The sequence below is a fragment of the Occallatibacter savannae genome (assembly GCF_003131205.1).
GTDB classification, from domain to species: domain Bacteria; phylum Acidobacteriota; class Terriglobia; order Terriglobales; family Acidobacteriaceae; genus Telmatobacter; species Telmatobacter savannae.
The window spans coordinates 250,719-267,194 of the sequence record NZ_QFFY01000004.1; the positions used below are offsets into that span (position 1 = coordinate 250,719).

The 16,476-nt window shown below is 60.0% G+C and carries 13 protein-coding genes; 10 read left to right on the forward strand and 3 right to left on the reverse strand.

Annotated elements, in window-relative coordinates:
- The first annotated feature begins 11 nt into the window (after positions 1-11).
- The 9 genes from DHV10_RS16040 (at position 12) to DHV10_RS16080 (ending at position 9,286) form a co-directional block, all read left to right on the forward strand.
- Entirely contained in the window at positions 12-1,433 is a 1,422-nt protein-coding gene (locus DHV10_RS16040; RefSeq protein WP_109487393.1) for a cbb3-type cytochrome c oxidase subunit I, read from the forward strand.
- 15 nt (positions 1,434-1,448) lie between these two features.
- Positions 1,449-2,018: a cbb3-type cytochrome c oxidase subunit II gene (locus DHV10_RS16045; RefSeq protein WP_109487394.1), complete on the forward strand. Its 570-nt coding sequence runs from the start codon at positions 1,449-1,451 to the stop codon at positions 2,016-2,018.
- Between the two features lie 9 nt (positions 2,019-2,027).
- The gene (locus DHV10_RS16050; protein ID WP_109487395.1) at positions 2,028-2,219 is read left to right on the forward strand and encodes a hypothetical protein; all 192 of its coding nucleotides are present in this window, start codon (positions 2,028-2,030) and stop codon (positions 2,217-2,219) included.
- Positions 2,216-2,515 (forward strand): hypothetical protein, encoded by a 300-nt coding sequence (locus DHV10_RS16055; protein WP_109487396.1) that lies wholly within the window; start codon positions 2,216-2,218, stop codon positions 2,513-2,515. The genes DHV10_RS16050 and DHV10_RS16055 overlap by 4 nt, the downstream gene beginning before the upstream one ends.
- Before the next feature lie 16 nt (positions 2,516-2,531).
- Entirely contained in the window at positions 2,532-4,496 is a 1,965-nt protein-coding gene (locus DHV10_RS16060) for an FAD-dependent oxidoreductase (RefSeq protein WP_109487397.1), read from the forward strand.
- A gap of 2 nt (positions 4,497-4,498) precedes the next feature.
- Positions 4,499-5,203 (forward strand): sulfite exporter TauE/SafE family protein, encoded by a 705-nt coding sequence (locus DHV10_RS16065; RefSeq protein ID WP_109487398.1) that lies wholly within the window; start codon positions 4,499-4,501, stop codon positions 5,201-5,203.
- Between the two features lie 23 nt (positions 5,204-5,226).
- Entirely contained in the window at positions 5,227-6,510 is a 1,284-nt protein-coding gene (locus DHV10_RS16070) for a 4Fe-4S dicluster domain-containing protein (RefSeq protein ID WP_162601590.1), read from the forward strand.
- 110 nt (positions 6,511-6,620) lie between these two features.
- A complete protein-coding gene (locus DHV10_RS16075; protein WP_109487400.1) occupies positions 6,621-6,818 on the forward strand; it encodes a hypothetical protein in 198 nt (65 codons plus the stop codon).
- Complete coding sequence (locus DHV10_RS16080; protein ID WP_109487401.1) at positions 6,818-9,286, forward strand: heavy metal translocating P-type ATPase; 2,469 nt, start codon at positions 6,818-6,820, stop codon at positions 9,284-9,286. Before DHV10_RS16075 ends, DHV10_RS16080 begins: the two co-directional genes overlap by 1 nt.
- Positions 9,287-9,322: 36 nt before the next feature.
- Here the strand turns inward: DHV10_RS16080 and DHV10_RS16085 are convergent, their stop codons facing one another.
- Together DHV10_RS16085 and DHV10_RS16090 are read right to left on the reverse strand one after the other, a co-directional pair.
- Complete coding sequence (locus tag DHV10_RS16085) at positions 9,323-11,767, reverse strand: GH92 family glycosyl hydrolase (RefSeq protein ID WP_109487741.1); 2,445 nt, start codon at positions 11,765-11,767, stop codon at positions 9,323-9,325.
- Positions 11,768-11,839: 72 nt separating this feature from the next.
- Complete coding sequence (locus DHV10_RS16090) at positions 11,840-14,860, reverse strand: glycosyl hydrolase family 28-related protein (RefSeq protein ID WP_109487402.1); 3,021 nt, start codon at positions 14,858-14,860, stop codon at positions 11,840-11,842.
- Between the two features lie 126 nt (positions 14,861-14,986).
- Between DHV10_RS16090 and DHV10_RS16095 the strand changes: the two genes are divergently transcribed.
- Positions 14,987-15,874, forward strand: coding sequence for an aldo/keto reductase (locus tag DHV10_RS16095; protein WP_109487403.1), 888 nt, complete (start codon positions 14,987-14,989; stop codon positions 15,872-15,874).
- A gap of 101 nt (positions 15,875-15,975) precedes the next feature.
- Here the strand turns inward: DHV10_RS16095 and DHV10_RS16100 are convergent, their stop codons facing one another.
- Positions 15,976-16,356, reverse strand: a complete 381-nt coding sequence (locus tag DHV10_RS16100) for a hypothetical protein (protein WP_162601591.1) — start codon at positions 16,354-16,356, stop codon at positions 15,976-15,978.
- Between the last annotated feature and the right edge of the window lie 120 nt (positions 16,357-16,476).

The following is a 16,476-nucleotide window of genomic DNA, read 5'->3' on the forward strand; positions in this document are numbered from 1 at the left end:
GGGAGGAAGGAATGGCAGTACAACCAACCCTTGCATCTGCCCCAGTGGCCGCAGGGCAGGACATCCACCAGGACACCACGGTGAAGATGTTTCTGCTGGGCGCAGTCGGATACTTCGCGATCGTAGGAGTAATCGCTCTGATCATTGCGGCCAAATTCGTGTGGCCGGAGTTTCTGGGCACCATCTCCTACTTCACCTACGGCCGCATGCGGCCCCTGCATGTGAACGGGATGCTCTTCGGCTGGCTGCTCGCGGCAGACATGGGACTGGCCTACTACATCGTTCCCCGGCTGTGCGGCGTCAGGCTCTGGAGCGAGAAGCTCGGCGTCGCGACGTCGATCCTCTGGAACATCATCATCGTCAGTGCCATCGTCTCTCTGCTGGGCGGATATCAGAAGGGCCTGGAGTATGCCGATCTGCCCACGCCGGTTGCGGTGCTGGTTGTGATCGCCTGGGTGATGTTCGGCGTCAATATCTTCGGCACCATCGCCACGCGGAAGTACCAGCAGATGTACGTCTCCACCTGGTACCTGATGGGCACCATTCTCTGGACGGCGTTCGTCTATCTCACCGGCAACTTCGCCACACTGCTGCCTGGTATCACAGGCGTGAACCAGGCAAACCTGACCTGGATGTACACGCACAACGCAGTGGGACTCATCTTCACGCCGGCGGGTCTCGCGGTGGCCTACTACTTCATTCCGCGCGCATCCAACACACCCCTGTTCAGCCACAAACTGTCGATGATCGGCTTCTGGTCGCTCGCGTTCGTTTATGTGTGGACGGGTGCTCACCACATGATCCACGGTCCGATCTCGCAATGGCTTCAGACGATTTCGATTGTCTTCTCGGTCATGCTGCTGATCCCGGTTTGGGCCGTGGTCTACAACTTCATCGCCACGATGAAGGGCCAGTGGCATCAGCTTGGCGATAACGTCTCGCTCAAATTCCTCATGTCAGGCACGGTGTTCTATCTGCTCACCTGCTTCCAGGGACCAATGCACAGTCTGCGCTCGGTCAACGCCATCGTTTCCAAAACCGACTGGATACCAGGTCACGCGCATATGGCCGTCCTCGGCACCTTCTCCTTCATGGCCATGGCGGGCGTGTACTACGTGATTCCGCGTGTGTTCAAGACCACCCTGCACTCCGAAACTCTCGCGAACTGGAGCTTCTGGCTGTTCCTCATCGGCGGCCTGGGCATGTTCACCGCACTCTGGCTGGGCGGCTTCTGGCAAGGGTGGCAGTGGAACAACCCGGCGATCCCGTTCATCGATACAGTGGTCGCGCTGAAGCCTGTGTGGATGGTTCGGTTCCTCTCGGGAATCATGATCTTCGGCGGAATTGTGCTCTTCATGTTCAACATCATCTCGACAGCGATCGGCGCTGGACAACGACAAGCCATTCCGCAGCCGGTTGCGGTAAAGGCTTAGGCGGAGGGAGATCGTATGCTGCAGAAAACTGATTCGAACGCAACAGGTTTCGTGGTGGCGGCTCTTGGCCTCTTCTTTATTGGCGGCTTGCTCACCACCGTCGCTCCGCCGCTGCTCGACAAGAGCTGGAACAAGCCCTTCAAGAACAGCGATCCGGCGAAGGGGCCCACCGGCAAGCTCGTCGGCTACACCGAACAGGAGATGCGCGGCTATCACATCTATGTTCGCGAGGGCTGCAAATATTGCCACACGCAGCAGGTGCGCACGCTGGCGAGCGACGTGAAGCGCTCAGGGTGGAAGGGCGTCGATGCGCCTGTTTCCACTCCCGACGAGTTCGTTTACGACTGGCGCCAGACCTTCGGGACAAAGCGTACCGGACCCGACCTCGCGCGCGTAGGCGGCAAGTACAACAAGCAATGGCACGCGGCGCACTTCCGCAATCCGCGGGACCTGGTGCCCGGCTCCATCATGCCGCCATTCCCGTGGATCGCGGACAATCCGCAGGAACTTGATGATCTCGTCGCTTACCTGCAGACACGCGGCCGCGCCAAGGACTGGCGTCCTGACAACGATTACGAGAAGTGAGGCGCAGCCATGACAGACGCAACCTACGCCAGCGTTTACTTCTCGTACTTCCTGTTCTTCCTGCTTGCGGGCGGTGCAGTGTTCTTCTTCGTGCGTTCGCTGCGCGACGGGTATCTGGGAAGCGACAGCGAAGAGCCGAAGTTTCGCATGATGCAGGATGACGAAGGCGATCTACCAACGAACTCGCGGAGAACCTTATGACCGAAGAACAGAAACCGGAGCTCACCGAATACGCCGATGGGTGGATTACGGAACGAAAGGGCACAGGCATCCCGGGCTTCCTCAAGCTCGCCTACCCCATCATCCTCCTTGCTTGCGCCGTTTACCTCTTCGTCTATATGAACGGGGAGATTACTCACTCCACGCGCGGAACCCTCGTGCAGGAGTTGAACGCGGTGACGGGAAATGCGAACACCTTCATGTATGTGGTGATGGCCTTGATCGCCGCATACGTCGTGGTGCTGCTCGCGTTTGTCTACAAGAAGAGCGATCACTAGGGAACAAAGGGAAGAGATGGCGGAAGCAAACGGACAATTTGGGCTGATTGGCGGGGCAGGGTACTGGATGGAGATGGTCAAGTGCCAGGACGCCTGTCCCGTGCACACCGATGCGTGCGGATATGTGAACGCCATCGCCCTAGGCCGCGACGAAGATGCCTACCGTATCGCGCGCGCGACCAATCCGTTTGCCTCGATCTGCGGACGCGTTTGCGGCGCGCCGTGTGAGGCGAACTGCCGCCGCGGCAGTCTCGATCAGCCAGTCTCCATTCGCGCTCTCAAGCGATTTGTGACCAGTCAGTACGGGCCCGAGTCCGGCGATGTCTCCCATTACGTAGCCGGCTGCAATCGCGAGATGCTGCCGCCCAATCGAGGCGATTACGAAGCGGTCGCGATCATCGGAGCCGGCGTCGCCGGCATGACCGTAGCGCACGATCTCGCCATCCTGGGCTACAAGGTCACTGTCTTCGAAGCACATTCCACGCCTGGCGGAATGCTCACTGCCGGAGTGCCGGTATTCCGCCTGCCGCGCGATCTGGTGATGGCTGAGATCAATGCGATTCTCTCCCTCGGCGTTGAGCTCAAGTGCAACCAGCGTCTCGGTCGCGATTTCAGCATCGCGGAGTTAAGGGCCCAGGGATACAAAGCGGTCTTCCTGGGCGTCGGGTTGCCGAAGGGCCGCAAGCTTGACCTCCCGGGAGCCGATCTTGCCGGCGTGTACGATGGCATGGATTTTCTCCGTGCCTTCAACGAGGGCAGTCCTCTTCCTGTCGGCAAACGCATCATCGTCATCGGCGGCGGCAACGTCGCTTACGACGTGGCGCGCTCCGCGGTGCGTCCGCTCGAAGCTCTCGAGAAGCACGAGACGGTTGCCGACATGGAACGCGGCGAATCGGTCGCCTACGATGTCGCCCGCTCTGCGATGCGCCTCAGCGACGACAAGGAAGTGCATGTCGTCTGTCTCGAAAAGCGCTCAGAAATGCCCGCCGACGAGATCGAAGTCACCGAAGGGGCTGAAGAAGGCCTGATCCTGCACAACTCGCGCGGACCGCGCGGGATCGTTGGCGAGAACGGCAAGGTTGCAGGACTTCGCACCGTCGAGTGCACCGCTGTCTTCGACGCGAATGGTCGATTCAGCCCGACCTTCGATGAAGGCAACGTCGAGGTCATTCCCGCTGACACGATCATCTTTTCGATTGGTCAATCCTCCGACCTCTCGTTTCTGCAGCCTGAGGACGGGGTCGAATCGCTTCGAGGTCTCATCAAGGTCGATCCGCAGACGTATCAAACCACGGCACCCGACGTCTTCGCCTGCGGCGACATCGCGCACGGGCCGCGGCTCTTTATCCACGCTATCCGCTCCGCGCAGATCGCGGCGCGCTCGATGCACGACTATCTGCGCGGAACGCATACGCAGGAAGTGGTCCAGTCGTCATGGGAGAAGGCCTCCTACACCATGCGCGAAGGCTGGGATCAGCTTCGCCGCGCTCACCCGCCGGTGGCGGCAGCCCGCGAGCGCGCCAACTCGCTTCAGGTCATCGAGGACGTCTTTCCGGCCGATGCCGCGCGCGAGCAGGCTGCACGTTGTCTTCGCTGCAATGTAAACACGGTTTTCGAGACGACCATCTGCGTTGCCTGCACCGGCTGCGTCGATGTCTGCCCCGAGAATCTCATTCGCCTCACCGGCCTCGACGAGCTGTGCACAACCGGCGAGGGTCGCGAATACGTCGCTGGTCTGCTCGGCGTGCCGCCCCCGGAGCTTGACAAGGTAGCGACGGAAGAACTCAAGGCGCTTGGCGGAGTTCTGCTCAAGGACGAATCGATCTGCATCCGCTGCGGCCTGTGCGCGGCGCGCTGCCCATCGCATGCGATTACCATGCAGCGCTTCAACTACCGCCGCCAGTGTGTCAGCCTACCCGGCGGGAACCCACGGCTCAAGTACGCGGCCGAGTCCGACATGGCAGCTCAGAGTCGAGGCTGAGCATGAATCCTGGCGACCTCTCCCTCGTGCTGACCTTTGGCTTCGTCAGTAGCCTCCATTGCGTACAGATGTGCGGACCCATCGTACTGAGCTACAGCGTTGCCGCCAACGCAGCGCAGGGCCGCAGGTCGTTTCTCGGTTTGCACCTCGCATATAACGCCGGCCGGTCCATCACCTACATGCTGCTTGGCATGGCTGCGGGCTTTGCAGGTGGAGCGATGGGCTGGGTCGGTCAGCTTGCCGGCTTCCAGAACGCCGCGGCGATCGTCGCCGGTACGGCGATGGTCCTCACCGGGATCGCCATGTTCGGCTTTGCCCCCGGCCTGCAGGATTGGCGCGGCTTCGCGCTGCCTGCGCGATTCCTTCGGCCCGCCGGCAAACTGATCGCCTCGCCAACACCCTCGGCGAAGTTTTCGCTCGGCCTGATGATGGGCTTTCTCCCCTGCGGGCTGATCTATGCAGCTCTGATGAAGGCTATCGGAACTGCTTCTCCCGTCCAAGGCGCACTCACCATGCTCGCGTTCGCGCTCGGCACCAGCGTCGCACTCGTCGTCCTCGGCATTGGATCTTCGGCGGTGACCACAAAGGTCGCGCGGTGGGGCACAACCGTCGCCGCCCTGACCGTATTGATCATGGGCCTGGTGCTCATTGGCCGTGGCGCCTTCGCCGGGTCCATGACACACCACCACATGATGCACATGTTGTAAGTGGTTGATGGGTTGAGATGAGCATGCCAATACAGGTGCAAAAGCCGAAGAAGCCGCGAATCATCATTCCGGGTACGCACTACCATCGCGTGCGCAAAACCGTGCAGATGATCTGCTTCTGCATCTTCGTCACACTGCCCCTGTTTGACATCATGCGCATCGATCTGCCGCGCCAGCGCTTCTACTTCTTCGGCGCGGAGCTGTGGATCAGCGAGTTCTCCATCGTGTTTCTCACCCTGATGTTCCTGTGGATCCTGATCGCCGCCATGGCCATGATCTACGGACGCTTCTGGTGCGGCTATCTCTGCCCGCAAATGATCTTCAGCGAAACTGCCAACAACCTCGAAAAGGCAATCATCCGCTTCGTCAATAAGAGGCTGCCGAACGCCGGCCCCCAGCTCCGTCGCGTTATCGCAGCCATTCTCTTCGGCCTCGTACTTCTGCCCGCCTCCATCTTCGTCACGTTTGTCTTCGTCTCTTACTTCGTCCAGCCAATCGATCTCTTTCACCGTCTTCTGAGTCTCGACATTCGCACAGCTGGCGGAATCGTTGGCGCAAGCGTCACGCTGGTCACCTTTCTTGACTTCGCCCTGCTGCGTCAGCGCTTCTGCACGGCAATCTGCCCATACGGCTACCTGCAGAACATGCTCAAAGACAAGCACACGCTCCTCGTCCACTTCCACGACCCCAACGAGGAGTGCATCAAGTGCAACAAATGCGTGCGCGCGTGCCCCATGGGCATTGACATCCGCAAATCGTCGCATCAGCTCGAATGTACGCATTGCGCCGAGTGCATCGATGCGTGTTCCGGCATCCTCGGCAAACTCGGCACGCACACGGTCATTCAGTACGCGTGGGGCGATTCCGGGTCAAACACCCAGGCCCCGGCAAACTGGTTCCGACGCATCGGCCTGCGCGACGGCAAGAGAGTGGCGGTCCTCGCATTGCTTCTGGTCTATGCAACAGGACTCTCGATCGCAATCAGTGTCCGACAGCCGGTCTTGCTGCGCATCATGCCCGACCGGATCACGCTCTATTCCGTTGCCGCGGATGGCAAGGTTCACAATCGCTTCCGGATGCTGGCTTCCAATCGAGGCCGCATTCCGGCGAGCATCTCCCTTTCTGTCGCCGGGCTGAAAGACGCGACCGTTGAGGAGATCGAGGAGCACCGAACACTCGAGCCCGGCGAAACCATTCAGCAGCACTTCGATGTAGTTGCCCCCGCCTCGTCGCTGCATGGCGGGATTAACAGGATGAGGATACTTGCAGACGTCACGCCGGGCAAAACTGGGCAGCAATTCTCTTAGACGTTCTTTGCGCCGCAGGACCCGGCGCCGACATCCGGCGCAAACAGGTAGAAGTTCGCTTATAGATTTCGAAGTTCTTGAAGAGCAGTCCAGCACTGGAGGAAAAGTAGATGAACCCGAGCCAATCGATCGAGATCGCGCAGCCTCGGCGCAGCTCTGTCACACCGCTGACCGTCTTTCTCTGCTTCATCATGGTCTTCTTCTGCGCTGTTCTGGTGTTTGTCTATGCCGCCACGAAACGCGCAAACCCGGTGATGCTCGATCAGCAAGGCCATCCCCTGCCATCGACCGCTGAACGGGTGAAGTGATGCCAAGCGTCGCAACAGCTTGCGGCCTCTGCGGACTTGATTGCAACAAGGCTGCCATCACGCGTACATTCGACGCGAACAGGCTGGACTTCTGCTGCATCGGGTGCGCGAACGTCTACGCCATCCTGCTCGAGAGCGGCGTGATCGCGAGCGGCCAGGACATTCGCGACACGGAAGTGTTTCGCCGCAGCCTTGAGCTTGGATTGATCTCCAATCCTGTATCCGAACACAGTCCTGCTCTCGAAATAGACCCGAGAGCGCCGACCGCTGAAGTGTTGCTTCAGATCAATGGCATGTGGTGTTCCGCCTGCGGCTGGCTCATCGAGCACGCATTGAACAAGCTGCCTGGCATCGTCTCTGCTGAGGTTCTGTTCGCTTCCGATCTGGCAAAGATCAAATACTGCCCGCTCTACCTCCCGGCAGAGACCATCGTCACGCGAATCTCTAAGCTTGGATACCGCGCAACCGAGTTTGCCGGAGACAGTTCCGCCGCGAAAGCCGACATCCGTGATCTGGTCATGCGGCTCGGAGTTTCGGCGTTCCTCTGGGCCAACATCATGGCCTTCAGCGTCATCCTCTACGTCGGCTACTTCGAGCAGATTTCGGCAAGCGCAAGCCGCATCCTCCCCTGGATGCTCTTCGCACTGACCACGCCGATGATCTTCTACTGCGCGCTCCCGATTTTGCGCTCTGCGGCCATCGGCCTATGGAACCGGCAAATCCGCATGGAGGTGCTTCTCTCGCTCGGCATCCTCGCAGCGTACGGCTTGAGCATCGCGCAAACCATTCTCGGCCGCACCCACCTTTACTTCGATACCGCGGCAGCCCTTGTCACCCTGGTGCTCGCCGGAAAACTGATCGAGCGCGGAGCCAAAGAGCGCGCCATGCGCTCCATTGCGATGCTCTATCGACTGATGCCGAAGAAGGTGCGCATCGCCGACAGCGGCAGGGAACACTTTGTCTCAATCGACGCGCTTCAGCCCGGCGCAGTCTTCATCGTCAAGGCCGGCGAACGCATTCCGGCGGACGGAACCATTGAGGAAGGAGAGACGCAAGCCGACGAATCTCTTCTCACCGGCGAGTCCACGCCCATCAGCAAGAACGTTGGGAATCAGGTGATCTCGGGCAGCCTGAACGCTGGTGGCGTCATCCGGGTCCGCACCCTGCGCACCGGCAACGACAGCACGCTGGCGCAAATCATCCGCATGGTCGAGAACGCCATGAGCAGCCGCGCTCCCATCGAGCGTACCGTCGATCGCATCTCCCGTACATTCGTCCCCGTAATCATCGCGCTGGCGTGCTCCACATTCGTGGTCCTCAGTCTCATGCACCTTCCGGTCGGGGTTGCCCTGCTTCGCGCCATCTCGATTCTCGTGATTGCCTGTCCTTGCGCACTGGGCCTTGCCACTCCTCTTGCGATTACGGCCGCTCTCGGCTCCGCGGCCCAGCGCGGGATCCTCATCTCCGACAGCCGCGTGCTGGAGTCGATGAGCAAGGTCGACATCGTTGTCCTCGACAAAACCGGCACCGTCACGACCGGCGCATTTCGGCTGCTCGATTTTGTGTTCGCCGGGCAGCATGCAGATCCAGCAGAGGCGTTCCTCCTTGAATTCCTGCCCGCCCTCGCGGGAGTCGAACTGCTCTCTGAGCATCTGGTCGGCCGCGCGGTGGTACAGTTCGCGCGCGAGCACGGCGTGTTGCCCGCCGATGTCTCGGGCGTTGAAGTACGAAAGGGGCAGGGAATCGTTGCCTTGTGCAAGGGCCGCCGCGTCTTCGTCGGGAGCAGTGCGCTGGCTTCCGCGATGGGTGCTGAGTCCGATGCGCAACTCGCCGCAATCGCATCCAGGTGGCAAGAGGCTGGCCTCACTGTCTCGTGCTTCGGCTTCGAAGGAGAACTCGCGGGGCTGCTGGCCTTTGGAGATCGCATCAAAGAAGGAGCCCCTCACGCCATCGAGATGCTCCGCAAGCGCGGCATTGCTGTAAAGCTCGCGTCGGGAGACGCCAAAGCCACCACAGCAGCCATTGCGGCAGAACTCGGGATCACTGACTTTGTCGGCGAAGCTACGCCCGATCAAAAAGTCTTGCTCGTCTCTGACCTTCAGCGTAGCGGCCGCAAGGTTGCCGTCATCGGCGATGGCGTCAACGATGCTCCTGCCCTGGCGCAGGCAGATCTCGGTATAGCTCTCGGCACCGGTGCAGACATCGCCATGAGTGCCGCGCCAATCGTGTTAGTCCGAGGCACTCTCGGCGCCATCGATGAGACCTTTCGGCTTTCGACCAGAGCCACTCGCATCGTGCGGCAGAATCTCTTCTGGGCATTCTTCTACAACATCGCGGGGCTCACGCTCGGCATCGCCGGAGTTCTGACGCCGATTGTCGCCGCGGCCGCGATGCTCCTGTCGAGCGCCTCCGTCATCGCCAACTCGATGCGCCTGAGCCAGTCAAGCTCTCCGCCGTCGGCCTCCTGACATTCCCCACCATCAAGTTCACGGAACCGTCAGGCCTCACGGCTCAAACGACGGCGGTGCATCCTCGGCAGCGGTTCCCCACGTCTTCTCCGGCGTTCCGCTCAGATCGAAGTCGATGTTCCCGCCGTGTTCCACAAAGCTCTCCGGCAACCAGGTCTTGCTCCACGGCTGCCCGTTTACCTTCACGCCGCGTACATACGGTGCGTTTGTCCCCGCTCCACCCGCCGAGATCACGATGTCTTTCGAAGGCCGATGCAGCGTCACCTTCGAGAAGAGCGGGCTCCCCAGCACGAGTTCAGCTCTGCCTGGAATCTCCGGATACATCCCCATCGCCGACCATACATACCACGAGGACATCTCGCCCAGATCGTCGTTGCCGGGCATGCCGTTCGGTGAGTTTGTCCAGATCGTATTCAGCACCTTGCGGACCGCCTCCTGGGTCTTCCAGGGCTGACCGATAAAATCAAAGAGCCAGGGCGTTTCGATCGAGGGCTCGTTATCCAGTTCGGCGTGTAGCCCGCCCGCTTTGGTCACAGCCAGGCTGCCGTCCGGGTTGTAAAAAAAGGCATTCAACCGCTGGCTCGCCTTCTCCGGTCCGCCCAACAGCGTGAATAGCCCCTTCTCATTGAACGGCACCATCCACAGATACTGCGCGGCGCTGCCTTCTACGAATCCATCGTCTGATGCAGGATCGAACTTGGGCCACGTGCCGTCCGCATTGCGATTCTGAATATACCCGCCGTCCGGAGTAGCCTGCGGATTGAAGATGTTCTTCCAGTACTGCGCCCGCTCCAGGAACTGCTTCTGCGTTGCCTCGTCTCCCAATCGGCGCGCCAACTCAGAGATGGCGAAATCGGCGGTCACATCTTCCAGCGTGTCCGCCGCAGGACCCCACGCATTCGCCCCCACAGGAATGTAGTGAAGCTTCAGATACTTGTCGAGCGAGGGCCTCTGCCCCACGCACTCCACCTCGCATCCCTCATTGCTCAGATCATGCGCAGTCGGTACCGTCGCAGCCTTCAGCAGCGATTGATAGGCAGCCTTGAAATCGAAGTTCTTTCCGCCGAATGCCAGGATGTCGGCAATGGCCGGTGCAGCGGGGTCACCATTCATCACGTGCGTGATGCCGGCATTATGCGTCCACCGGTCCCACTCGCCTCCATTCTGGTCAGCCTGGTTGAGCATCGATTGAGCGATGTCTCCCGCAACATCAGGCGCAAGCAGGGTCAGTAGCTGCAGTTGCGAACGATAAACATCCCACCCGGAAAACGTGCTGTACTGCGCCTTCTGCGTTGGAGCCAGTCGGTGAACTTTGTTATCCATCCCGAAGTAGCTTCCATCCGCATCGCTGTACAGGTTCTCGCCCATCAGCGTGTGATAGAGAGCGGTGTAAAAGACGACCTGCTCATCGTGGGTGCCGCCCTCAATTTGTACACGGCTGAGTATCTCGTTCCACGCGGCGTGAGCCTTCTCTCGCACGCTGTCGAATGAAGCGCCTGCCGGATTCTCAGCCTGCAGATTCGCTTCGGCGTTCCTCTCACTCACGTAGGAGATGCCAACTCGCACGCTCACAGTTGCGGACTTCGACGTGTCGAACGCGACCCACCCGCCAGAGCCTTTGCCTGCCGGCACAAATCCTTTCTCGCCGTATGTGGTTCCTCCGCTCGCCTCCGATGTGCCCGGACGCACGCTCGCATCCTGCCACGTTCCCGTGCTCAGAAACGGCGCGTCAAAATGCGCAACGAAGTAGAGCGTGTAGTAGCTGCGCCGGTCAGCGGTGCCAAGATACCCGCAGAAATTTCCGCTTGTCACCGAACCCGAAACGGTCCTCGTCTTCGCATCGATCCGGATGTGCGCGTCCGAGCTGCCCGTCTCCGAATACGCAGTGCGGATCAGCATCACTGCAGGCTTGCCCTGAGGATACGTGAATCGCCCGGAACCGGTACGAAGTGTCGAGGTCAACTCCGCAATAACATCATCATCGAGCTTCACCTTGTAGTAGCCGGCCTGGGCGGTCTCATTTTTGTGCTTAAAGGTGCTGCCGTAGGCCGCCGCTCCCGCGTCATCTGCCGGCGACGAAGTCACTGTTCCCATGTACGGCATAAACGGAATATCACCGCTGGCTCCGGCACAACCGGTGCCCATCAGATGAGTGAGAGAAAATCCGCTGATGCGATCCGCCGAGTATTCGTAACCGCCCGGCGCTGCAGGCCTGCCGCGATCGTCGCGCATTGAACCAGGAACACCCTCCACCTGCCGGCGCGGACGATTCCTTGGCTCCTCCGGGCTCCACGCCAGCATTCCCAGCGGCAGCGTCGCTCCCGGATAATCGTTGCCTCCGTTAGTCGTGCCGATCAGCGGATTCACCAGCGCAGCGGGATCAGGACTGCTGCCGCTCTTCTGCGAGATTGCCGCCGTTGCTACAAGGAATCCCAACAAGCCTGCGAGAACAAAACCGCAGCTCTTTAGCGCGCGATCCATCATTTCTCCACTCGGAACCGTAATGCGAACATCGAACCAATCCATCATCGCATTCGAGGCGAGTAAACCGATTCACCGCACGCGCGCAGAGAACAGAGCATGATGCCCCAGGATGAAAAGGGTCCGGTGGTCCGCGCCTCCAAACAAAAGTTGCAGGGGCCTCTCCGGAACGTCAATCTCCGCAATCTGCTTGCCGTCCGGTGCGTAGACGAAGATCTGGCCGTTTGCGACGTAGACGTTCCCGTGCTCATCCGCAGCCACGCTCTCGCCTCCGCGCTGCGCAAACGGTTTCAAGTCGGTCAGCGTGCCATCTGGCTTCACTGTGCCCTTATACGTGATGTCTTCGGACTCGCTGCTCACGTAGACCTGCTGCCCCGGCCGCGCGACGGTAAAGCCGTAGGTGTCGAGGTTGTCGCTGAACCTCCAGCCTGACGTGTCGTCTGCCGGACCTTGCTGGAACACGCGCCCGGCAGGCAGCACCACGCTACCATCAGCGGATACATACTGCCGCTTCTGCGGCGTCGTCGCATCCTCTGCAAACATCTCCGCCAGTGTCGTAAACCTCATCGTCTCGAGATCGAGCTGATCTTTGAACTCGCCATTGTTCCACCAGTTCACCGGCAGAATGACTCCAGCCTTTTCGTTTGGCTTCGCGGGCCGGGGCTCCAACATCGTCAGCTCTTCCGCCGAACTGCCCGGCCGGAATGAATACACCGTGCCCTCCGGCCCGGCCGAAGACAGCACGATCAAATTCCCGGATTCGTCGAACGCGAGATTCACCGCATCTAGCGGATTGTCCCGCTCGATCGTCAGCCCTTCCTTCTCGCCCCACCCGTAGATGCGCTGGTTGTGGTGGTCCACGAAGTAGAGCTTGCCTGCACGGTCCACCGCAGCGCCTGAGATGGAGAAGAAGCCATCCTCCAACTTCTTGACGGTTGCGCCTGCATCCAGCACGGCGGACGCATTGCTCTGAGGCGGCCGCTGCGGCTCTGCCGGAATGTCCAGCGAGGCAAATTCACGTTCGCGCACTTCGAGATGATGCGTCACGTCCTCAATCGCGTTCTCATAAGGAAACTTGCTGAGGCGCAGAAATGTGCCGCAGCCGTTCGCGTCGCAAATCCCGTACCCGCTCTCCGCATTCACGTGAACATTTCTGAAGTGAATATCCGACGAGTCGTAGACGCGCACCGCCGCGGGAAATGGCGCCCGCGAACGCGTCACACGATACCCGTGATAATTCGCAATCGTCAGATTCCGGCAGTGCGCAATCTCCAGCGACAGCGCCTCGGGGCTTTCTCCAGCTTCCTCTTCCGTTTGCGGAGCATTGATATCCCAGTTCTCCACGCGGTCGAACTTGATCTCATTCCGAACGTGATGTTCGTTGGAAAGCTCGTACACGTGTCCCGGTGTCTTCGTATTCGACACGACGAAACCCGACTGCGCGAACGTATTCGGCGTCCAGATGTCGGCGAACGTTCCTCCGCCTCCATCAGCAATCCAGAGACTCGGATACTGCCCGTCCCATCGCTTGTGCAGATCGAGGTCTGCCGTGTGGTTGTTGTTATAAGGATTGGTGCCGCTGCCGTGCCCGCCGAGGAAGCGCACATCGTCGATCAGCGATTGCTCTCCGGCTTTCCAGAGCACCGCAACGGCCCGTGAATTCGTCCCGCCTGCGAACACCCCAATCCCGCTCAGGATGTTCTCGCCTCCAGTGGGCGCGAGAATCACGGCCTTCGGAGCGCCGACACCTTCATATCCGGGCGTACCATCCAACAGATCGATTTGCGTAAGCGTCGGATGCAGCCCGATCAGCGCAGTGTTCGGCTTGAGGGTGATGGTGTCGCGCACAACATAATGACCACCAGGGAAGTAGAGCGCGTGATGCGTATCGATTGCCTGTTGCAGCGCCTTAGTATCGTCGCTTGTTCCGTCGCCCTTCACGCCCAGCGTATGCACATTCACCCATTCAGAACTCGGCGGCAGCGCGCGAATCGCTGGCGTCAAATCTGTGGGCAGCGAAGCGATCGGTGCAGCATCGTAGTGCATTCCAACCGCACCCATCCTCCCTTCGCCCGGCACGATCAATCCATAGATGAAGTTCTTCACCCGATAGGAGGCTCCCTTGCCTGCCACTGACTTTCCGCTCTCTCGAAGCCTGGCAAACACGGGCGCATTGCTCAGAACCGCATTCTCAAACCCGATCTCCGTCAGCGGGCTTTTCTCCAGGCTTATCGTCACCACGGGACCGCTGATGTTTTCGAACCTGCAGTCTTTTACCCACAGCTGATCCGGATAGCCCTCATCAATGTCGATCGCCTTCGGCACGTTCCGGAATGAATCCCGGATCAACGTCAGTCCAGCTTCATGCTCGCGGATCGCCGCCTCCTGCTGGCCTTCGAAAGCAGAGTCAATCAACGTGAATTGCCAAGCAGGAGAAGTCTTTTCCGTCAGGATTCCGTAGCGCCCGCCATAGAAGTGCAGATCCTCCGCCTCATTGCCCGCCTGGTATACCCCAGCCAGCCCCGAGCCGATATGAAAGTCGATGTGCGTGAGAAACGAGTGCTGCGCCACGTGAAAGCGCACCGCCACCGCCGCCGGATTGCCGTCGCCGATCTCGAAGTTGATATTGCTCACCGCCGAATAAAACGTATTCGGATTCGCATCGGCGATGTTCTCGTTCGCTGGTGCCGACCCCGGTGGAGGAAACGCAATCCGATCGCCGGCACGCGGGCGTTCGTGCGGCGACAATCCGGTAAACATAACCATAACGCCCATGCCCTTTTGAAATCCCAGTGTATGCGCAGGCAGAACGAAGACAGGCCTGGCCGCTCCATATCCGATCAGCCGCACGCCCGGCCACAGATACACCGTCCGCGTAATCGAGTAGCGGCCCTCGCGAACGAACACGATGCCCTCGCGCCCCGTGCCCGATGCCTTATCGATGGCTGCCTGCAACTCGGCAGAGCTGTCACCGCCCGCAGGGCCCTCAATGTAAACCGCCTTCGGGTCGTCGAGGCGAGCGGTAATCACCGAAGCCGCAAAAGCTGTGGGACACAAAGACAACGCGAGAGCAATCGACAGAGCTTTTCTCATAGATTTCCCGAGACCTGGAGTGGCGATCCGAACTGCGGAACCAGCATACTTGAACGATTTACCCGCGATGCATGCTAACATCACTCATCCGGCTCGCCCCACCGGCTTGAGCCGCGGAGGTCGAAGATGAGTCCAACTACCCGCCGTAGTTTTCTCAAGACAGGTCTGGCCGCTGGAGCCCTGGCCACCGTAGGCGCTCTGCCAGCCGCAGCCAAGCGCACCGCCACCGATACGGTGGTCCTCGGTCGCTCAAAGATGGAAGTCACCCGGCTCGCCTTCGGTACAGGTACTGATGGCGGCGCCGTTCAAGCAGGGCTCGGTCAGCAGGAGTTCACGCGCCTGGTGCGCTACGCCTACGACCACGGCATCCGGTTCTTCGAGACAGCCGAGGCCTACCAGACCCCCGCCATGCTCGGCGAAGCGCTCAAAGGGCTGCCGCGCGACAGCTATCAGCTCATGAGCAAGGTGACCACCTTCCACGAAGGCATCGATCCCCAGTCGAAATTCGACGAGCTGCGCCGCACCTCGCAGACCGAATACTTCGACATCATGCTCCTTCATTGGCAGCACTCTGCTGACTGGCCGGAAACGACAAAGCGGTGGCAGGACGGAATCCTCCAGGCACAGCAGCGGAAGATCATCCGCACTCACGGCGCCTCGGTCCACGGATTGCCGGCACTGCAGCAGATGCCGGGCACCCAGTGGCTCGATGTAGGTCTCATTCGCATTAACCACAACGGCGCGCGCATGGACGGCCCCACGTACGAGGACACGAATCATCCCGCCAATGTCAGCGAGGTCGTCGACCACATCCACCAGTTGAAGAAAGAGAACCTGGGCGTGATCGGCATGAAGCTGTGCGGCGGCGGCCAGTTCACAAACAGCCACGACGACCGCGTGAAGGCAATGCGATTCGCATTCCAGAATGCTGGCGTCGACTGCGCCACGATCGGTTTCAAAAGCACGCAGGAAATCGACGAAGCCATCGCCAACATGAACCTGGCGCTGGCCTGAGGCTCGAGCACAGGGCCGGATAGCCGGACCCAGTGCAATCCGCGACACACCGATAGCGTTCGACCCCTACAGGCCGAACGCCATCGTTTTTAGTAGCGAGATCAGGCGGCGTTCGACCGCGCTCCGGCCGTTGTGACGCGTTCGTAGTTCGGCTTCGCTTTGCTCTTGATTCTGTAGTTCACCATCTTGGCCGATTTCATCAGCAGCCCAAACGGACCTGCGTCCACGCCGATCTGCTCGTCTGCCCACGCCTTCTTCTGGGCCGCGTCCGTGCGCGGCCCCAGTGCAAGAACCTTGATCGGTGGCCGCCGCTGATGTGCAAGGTTCGCCAGCATCTCATTCTCGTCCTCGCGCAGTGAATGACAAAGAATCATGAGATCGAATTGCATGGCCTGTAGCTGAGTTTTTGCTTCCGAGGGTCTTCCCACTCCCGTGGCGTGAAAATAAGCGCCAAGTATCAATTCCCGAGTACGCAGCAGCATTTCATCCCTGCTCACAATCAGGACTCGAATCTCCGGTTTCATCACCAAACTCCAATCGACGGAATTATTCGAACCGATGCTTGCCAATTGCGTCGGACTTGTGCCGACACCGTGATCATA

Coding starts and splice junctions, on each gene's coding strand:
- DHV10_RS16090 (WP_109487402.1), bottom strand. CDS start 14,860: ATGAGAAAAGCTCTGTCGATTGCTCTCGCGTTGTCTTTGTGTCCCACA.
- DHV10_RS16080 (WP_109487401.1), top strand. CDS start 6,818: ATGCCAAGCGTCGCAACAGCTTGCGGCCTCTGCGGACTTGATTGCAAC.
- DHV10_RS16065 (WP_109487398.1), top strand. CDS start 4,499: ATGAATCCTGGCGACCTCTCCCTCGTGCTGACCTTTGGCTTCGTCAGT.
- DHV10_RS16070 (WP_162601590.1), top strand. CDS start 5,227: ATGCCAATACAGGTGCAAAAGCCGAAGAAGCCGCGAATCATCATTCCG.
- DHV10_RS16060 (WP_109487397.1), top strand. CDS start 2,532: ATGGCGGAAGCAAACGGACAATTTGGGCTGATTGGCGGGGCAGGGTAC.
- DHV10_RS16100 (WP_162601591.1), bottom strand. CDS start 16,356: ATGCTGCTGCGTACTCGGGAATTGATACTTGGCGCTTATTTTCACGCC.
- DHV10_RS16095 (WP_109487403.1), top strand. CDS start 14,987: ATGAGTCCAACTACCCGCCGTAGTTTTCTCAAGACAGGTCTGGCCGCT.
- DHV10_RS16050 (WP_109487395.1), top strand. CDS start 2,028: ATGACAGACGCAACCTACGCCAGCGTTTACTTCTCGTACTTCCTGTTC.
- DHV10_RS16075 (WP_109487400.1), top strand. CDS start 6,621: ATGAACCCGAGCCAATCGATCGAGATCGCGCAGCCTCGGCGCAGCTCT.
- DHV10_RS16085 (WP_109487741.1), bottom strand. CDS start 11,767: ATGGATCGCGCGCTAAAGAGCTGCGGTTTTGTTCTCGCAGGCTTGTTG.
- DHV10_RS16040 (WP_109487393.1), top strand. CDS start 12: ATGGCAGTACAACCAACCCTTGCATCTGCCCCAGTGGCCGCAGGGCAG.
- DHV10_RS16045 (WP_109487394.1), top strand. CDS start 1,449: ATGCTGCAGAAAACTGATTCGAACGCAACAGGTTTCGTGGTGGCGGCT.
- DHV10_RS16055 (WP_109487396.1), top strand. CDS start 2,216: ATGACCGAAGAACAGAAACCGGAGCTCACCGAATACGCCGATGGGTGG.